At 72.7% G+C, this 5,643-nt stretch carries 5 protein-coding genes; 4 read left to right on the top strand and 1 reads right to left on the bottom strand.

Features of this window, described 5'->3' with window-relative positions; translation table 11 throughout:
• The 3 genes from GT042_RS17710 to nudC all read left to right on the top strand — a co-directional run.
• Nucleotides 1-830, top strand: an 830-nt coding sequence (locus GT042_RS17710; protein ID WP_161309683.1) for a PD-(D/E)XK nuclease family protein, incomplete at its 5' end; no start/stop codon positions are given.
• Nucleotides 831-840: 10 nt separating this feature from the next.
• Nucleotides 841-2,235, top strand: coding sequence for a dipeptidase (locus GT042_RS17705; protein ID WP_161309682.1), 1,395 nt, complete (start codon nucleotides 841-843; stop codon nucleotides 2,233-2,235).
• A 36-nt stretch (nucleotides 2,236-2,271) separates the two neighbouring features.
• Nucleotides 2,272-3,219 (top strand): NAD(+) diphosphatase, encoded by a 948-nt coding sequence (nudC, locus tag GT042_RS17700; RefSeq protein WP_161309681.1) that lies wholly within the window; start codon nucleotides 2,272-2,274, stop codon nucleotides 3,217-3,219.
• A 98-nt stretch (nucleotides 3,220-3,317) separates the two neighbouring features.
• Here nudC and GT042_RS17695 read toward each other — a convergent pair whose 3' ends face one another.
• Nucleotides 3,318-3,572 carry a mycoredoxin gene (locus tag GT042_RS17695; protein WP_161309680.1) on the bottom strand — a complete coding sequence of 85 codons (255 nt, stop codon included), beginning with the start codon at nucleotides 3,570-3,572 and terminating at the stop codon, nucleotides 3,318-3,320.
• Nucleotides 3,573-3,838: 266 nt separating this feature from the next.
• On the opposite strand from GT042_RS17695, the gene GT042_RS17690 reads away from it, so the two are divergent.
• Nucleotides 3,839-5,643: ATP-dependent helicase (locus GT042_RS17690; RefSeq protein ID WP_345943812.1), on the top strand; the 1,805-nt coding region annotated here is incomplete at its 3' end.

The following is a 5,643-nucleotide window of genomic DNA, read 5'->3' as shown; positions in this document are numbered from 1 at the left end:
CGCGGATCCTCGCCTCCTGGGACCGTGATCTCGACGCGCTCGCGCGTGAGCTGCGCCGCGCGCGGGCGGGTGTCCGTGACGTCCCCGTACCACCGTCGCTCTCCGCGTCCCAGCTGATGCGCCTCGCCGCCGACCCGGACGGTTTCGCCCATGAGCTGGCGCGCCCCATGCCCAGGCCGCCGCAGCCCGCCGCCCGCCGGGGGACCCGGTTCCACGCCTGGGTGGAGTCGCGGTTCGAGGAGCTGCCGCTGCCCCTGCTCGGCCCGGACGAGCTGCCCGGCGGGGACGAGGACGAGCCGGAGATCGCCGACGAGCGTGACCTGGCCGCGCTCAAGGCGGCCTTCGAGCGGACCCCGTACGCGCGCCGTACGCCGTACCGGGTGGAGGCGCCGTTCCAGCTGACCCTCGCGGGCCGGGTGATCCGCGGCCGGATCGACGCCGTCTACCGCACCACCGACCCCGGGACCGGCACGGACACGTACGAGATCATCGACTGGAAGACCAGCCGCGCCCGTACCGCCGACCCCCTCCAGCTCGCCGTCTACCGCCTCGCCTGGGCCGAGCAGCACGGCCTCCCGCCGTCCGCCGTCACCGCCGCGTTCCTGTACGTACGCACCGGTGACGTCGTCCGCCCCGACCGCCTCCTCTCCCGCAGCGAGCTCGAAGCGATCCTCACCGGCGGGGACGGCGACAGCGACGCGGACGGGGACGCGGACGGGGACGCAGAAGGGGACGCAGAAGGGGACGCAGAAGGGGACGGAGAAGGGGGCGCGGACGGCGACGGCGACGGAGGACGGACAGCAGAACGGACGACCGCCGGATCCGGTTAGGCTCGATGTCATGAGCGACACCCCGGACAGCGTCGTCCGTACGTACATCGAGTCCCACCGCGCCGCGTTCCTCGACGACCTCGCAGACTGGCTCCGTATCCCGTCCGTGTCCGCCCAGCCCGATCACGCCTCCGACGTGCGCCGCAGCGCCGACTGGCTGGCCGCCAAACTCCAGGAGACGGGCTTCCCCGTCACCGAGATCTGGGAGACCCCGGGCGCCCCCGCCGTCTTCGCGGAATGGCCCTCGGACGACCCCGCGGCCCCCACCGTGCTGGTCTACGGACACCACGACGTGCAGCCCGCCGCCCGCGAGGACGGCTGGGCGAGCGACCCCTTCGAACCGGTCGTACGGAACGGCAGGATGTACGGACGCGGCGCCGCGGACGACAAGGGGCAGGTGTTCTTCCACACACTCGGTGTCCGCGCCCACCTCGCCGCCACCGGCCGCACCACCCCCGCCGTCCACCTCAAGCTGCTCGTCGAGGGCGAGGAGGAGTCCGGCTCCCCGCACTTCCGCGCCCTGGCCGAGGCCCGCGCGGCCCGCCTCGCCGCCGACGTCGTGATCGTCTCCGACACCGGCATGTGGGCCGAGGACACCCCGACCGTCTGCACCGGCATGCGCGGCCTCGCCGACTGCGAGATCGAGCTGTACGGCCCCGACCAGGACATCCACTCCGGTTCCTTCGGCGGAGCCGTCCCCAACCCGGCCACCGTCGCCGCCCGTATCGTCGCCTCCCTCCACGACGCGGACGAACGGGTCGCGGTCCCCGGCTTCTACGACGGCGTCACCCCGCTCACCGACGAGGAGCGCGCCCTGTTCGCCGCGCTGCCCTTCGACGAGGAGCGCTGGCTGCGTACGGCCAAGTCCCACGGCACCCTCGGCGAGGCCGGGCACTCCACCCTGGAGCGGATCTGGGCCCGCCCGACCGCCGAGGTCAACGGCATCGGCGGCGGCTACCAGGGCCCCGGCGGCAAGACGATCGTGCCGTCCTCCGCCCAGGTGAAGCTCTCGTTCCGGCTGGTGGCGGGTCAGGACCCCGACCGGATCGAGCGGGCCGTACGGGAGTGGATCGAGGCCCGCGTCCCGAACGGCGTCCGCCACAAGATCACCTTCGGCGCCGCCACCCGCCCCTGTCTGACCCCGCTCGACCACCCCGCCCTCCGGTCGCTCGTCCGGGCCATGGGCCGCGCCTTCGAACGCCCGGTCCTCTTCACCCGCGAGGGCGGCTCGGGACCCGCCGCCGACCTCCAGGACGTCCTCGGCGCACCCGTGCTCTTCCTGGGCATCTCCGTACCGTCCGACGGCTGGCACGCGCCCGACGAGAAGGTCGAACTGGACCTGCTGCTCAAGGGCGTGGAGACCACCGCCTACCTCTGGGGCGACCTTGCCGCCGCTCTCCGCTGAACAGAACCCATCCATCCGGGGGAGTTGGAAGTACCTGTGAGCACCATCAGCAGTGCCGATCTCGCACACCGACCGATCGGTCTCACCGCGCCCAGCGGTGTCGACCGCGCCGCGCACCACCGTCTCGACGAGGCCTGGCTCGCGGCTGCCTGGAGCCACCCCACGACCCGGGTCTTCGTGGTGTCGGGCGGACAGGTGCTGATCGACGACACCCCCGACGGCCGTACCGAACTGGTCATGACCCCCGCCTTCGAGGCGCCCGTCACGGAGACCCACCGCTACTTCCTCGGTACGGACGAGGACGGGGTCAGCTACTTCGCGCTCCAGAAGGACGCGCTGCCCGGCCGCATGGACCAGTCGGCGCGCGCGGCGGGCCTGCGGGAGGCGGGGCTGCTGCTGTCGCAGCGGGACGCCGGCCTGATGGTGCACGCGGTCGCGCTGGAGAACTGGCAGCGGCTCCACCGCTTCTGCTCGCGCTGCGGCGAGCGCACGGTGATCGCGGCGGCCGGCCACATCCGCCGCTGCCCGGCCTGCGGCGCCGAGCACTACCCGAGGACCGACCCGGCGGTGATCATGCTGGTCACGGACGAGGAGGACCGGGCGCTGCTCGGGCGGCAGGTGCACTGGCCCGAGGGCCGGTTCTCCACCCTGGCGGGCTTCGTGGAGCCGGGGGAGTCCATCGAGCAGTCGGTGGCCCGCGAGGTCTTCGAGGAGGCCGGTGTCACGGTCGGCGAGGTCGAGTACGTGGCCAGCCAGCCGTGGCCGTTCCCGTCGAGCCTGATGCTGGGCTTCATGGCGAGGGCCACGTCCTCGGAGATCACCGTGGACGGCGAGGAGATCGAGGAGGCGCGCTGGTTCTCCCGGGAGGACCTGCGGACCGCGATCGAGACGGGCGAGATCCTGCCCCCGGCGGGCATCTCGATCGCCGCGCGCCTGGTGGAGCTCTGGTACGGCAAGCCCCTGCCGAAGCCGCTGCCGCGGTAGGAGCGGCGTACTCCCCTGACCGCACAGCACCGATCCCCTCCGAAGCGTCGGCCTCGGAGGGGATCGGTGTGTGCCGGAGGAGCGGGGCGGGTGCGGGGTCAGGCGCCGAGCGCCTGCTTCACCTGCGCGAGGCTCGGGTTGGTCATCGTGACGTCGACGCCGCTCGGGGCGACCACGACGACGGTCGGCACCGTCTGATTGCCGTTGTTGGCCTTCTCGACGAAGGCCGCGGAGGCGGCGTCCTGCTCGATGTTGATCTCCGTGTACGCGATGCCCTCGCGGTCCAGCTGACCCTTCAGCCGACGGCAGTATCCGCACCACGTGGTGCTGTACATCGTCACAGTGCCCGCCATGTCCCTCGCGCTCCTCTGTTTCGGTCTCGCTCTGTGCGTCGGCTCCAGGCCGTGTGCCCCGGTGGGTGCACCGGCGCAATGCGTGGAACGTACGCGGGGCGGCGGCCATTCCCGCGAGGGCGGGGGCCGTCCGCGCGAGGGGGGCGGCCGTCCATGTGAGGGCGGCGACCGTTCCCGTAACGGTCCGGACCGTATTCGTATGACAGACGCGGCACAGCTGTGGACAACGGGAACAGCCGTCCCCGGCGACCTGACAGCATGGCGGGGTGACAGCAGCAACGCATTCCCCACTGTTCCCGCAGGACCCGCACGAGGGCAGGACCGCCGGTCCCGGCCAGATCGTCGACCCGCCGCGGGACGCCGACGCGGTGCTCGAAGGGCTCGACCCCGAGCAGCGCGAGGTCGCGACGGCCCTGCACGGCCCGGTGTGCGTGCTGGCCGGGGCCGGTACGGGCAAGACGCGCGCGATCACCCACCGGATCGCGTACGGGGTGCGGGCGGGGATCCTCCAGCCGGGCAGCGTGCTGGCCGTCACGTTCACCAACCGCGCCGCCGGGGAGATGCGCGGGCGGCTGCGCCAGCTCGGCGCGGGCGGGGTCCAGGCGCGGACGTTCCACTCGGCGGCGCTGCGCCAGCTCCAGTTCTTCTGGCCCAAGGTCGTCGGGGGCGAGATGCCGAGGCTGCTGGAGCGCAAGGTCCAGCTGGTCGCCGAGGCCGCGGCGCGCTGCCGGATCAGGCTGGACCGCAACGAGCTGCGGGACGTCACGGGCGAGATCGAGTGGGCGAAGGTCACCCAGACCGTGCCCGCGGACTATCCGGCGGCGGTCGCCAAGTCGCTGCGCGACGCCCCGCGCGACGCCGCCGAGATCGGCCAGATCTACGGGATGTACGAACAGCTCAAGCGCGACCGCTCGGTCATCGACTTCGAGGACGTCCTGCTGCTGACGGTCGGCATCCTCCAGGACCGGCACGACATCGCCGACCAGATCCGCCGTCAGTACCAGCACTTCGTGGTGGACGAGTACCAGGACGTGAGCCCGCTCCAGCAGCGCCTCCTGGAGCTGTGGCTGGGGGACCGGGAGAGCCTGTGCGTCGTCGGCGACGCCAGCCAGACCATCTACTCGTTCACCGGCGCGACCCCGGACCACCTGCTGAACTTCCGCACGCGCCACCCGGGCGCCACGGTGGTGAAGCTGGTCCGTGACTACCGCTCCACCCCCCAGGTCGTCCACCTGGCCAACGGTCTGCTGAACCAGGCGCGCGGCCGGGCCGCCGAACACCGCCTGGAGCTGATCTCCCAGCGGGGGGCCGGCCCCGAACCGGTCTACACGGAGTACGCGGACGAGCCGGCGGAGGCCGAGACCACCGCCCGCCGGATCCGCGACCTGATCGCCGCAGGCGTCCCGGCGGGCGAGATCGCCGTGCTGTACCGGATCAACGCCCAGTCGGAGGTCTACGAACAGGCCCTGGCGGACGTGGGGGTGGCGTACCAACTGCGCGGCGCCGAGCGCTTCTTTGAACGCAAGGAGGTACGGGAAGCGGGCGCCGCCCTGCGCAGCGCGGCGCGCTTCGGGGGCAACGACGCCGTGCTCGACGACGTGGTCGAGCTGCCCTCGCAGGTGCGTGCCGTGCTTTCGACCTCCGGGTGGACCACGGAGCCCCCGACGGGTTCCGGGGCGGTCAGGGACCGGTGGGAGTCGCTTGCCGCGCTGGTGCGGCTGGCCGAGGACTTCGTCCGGGCCAAGCCGTCCGCGACGCTCTCCGACCTGGTGGCCGAACTGGACGAGCGCGCGGCGGCGCAGCACGCGCCGACCGTGCAGGGCGTCACGCTCGCCTCCTTGCACTCGGCCAAGGGCCTGGAGTGGGACGCCGTGTTCCTGGTCGGGCTCACCGAGGGCATGATGCCGATCACCTACGCGAAGACCGACGAACAGGTCGAGGAGGAGCGCCGTCTCCTCTATGTCGGCGTCACCCGCGCGCGGGTGCACCTCTCCCTCTCCTGGGCGCTCTCCCGCTCGCCGGGGGGCAGGGCCTCCCGGCGGCCCTCGCGCTTCCTGAACGGGCTGCGGCC

This window comes from Streptomyces sp. SID3212 (genome assembly GCF_009865405.1).
Taxonomy (GTDB): Bacteria; Actinomycetota; Actinomycetes; order Streptomycetales; family Streptomycetaceae; genus Streptomyces.
Note: the sequence above shows the minus strand (reverse complement) of the source record. Positions and strands in the feature narration are given on the sequence as shown.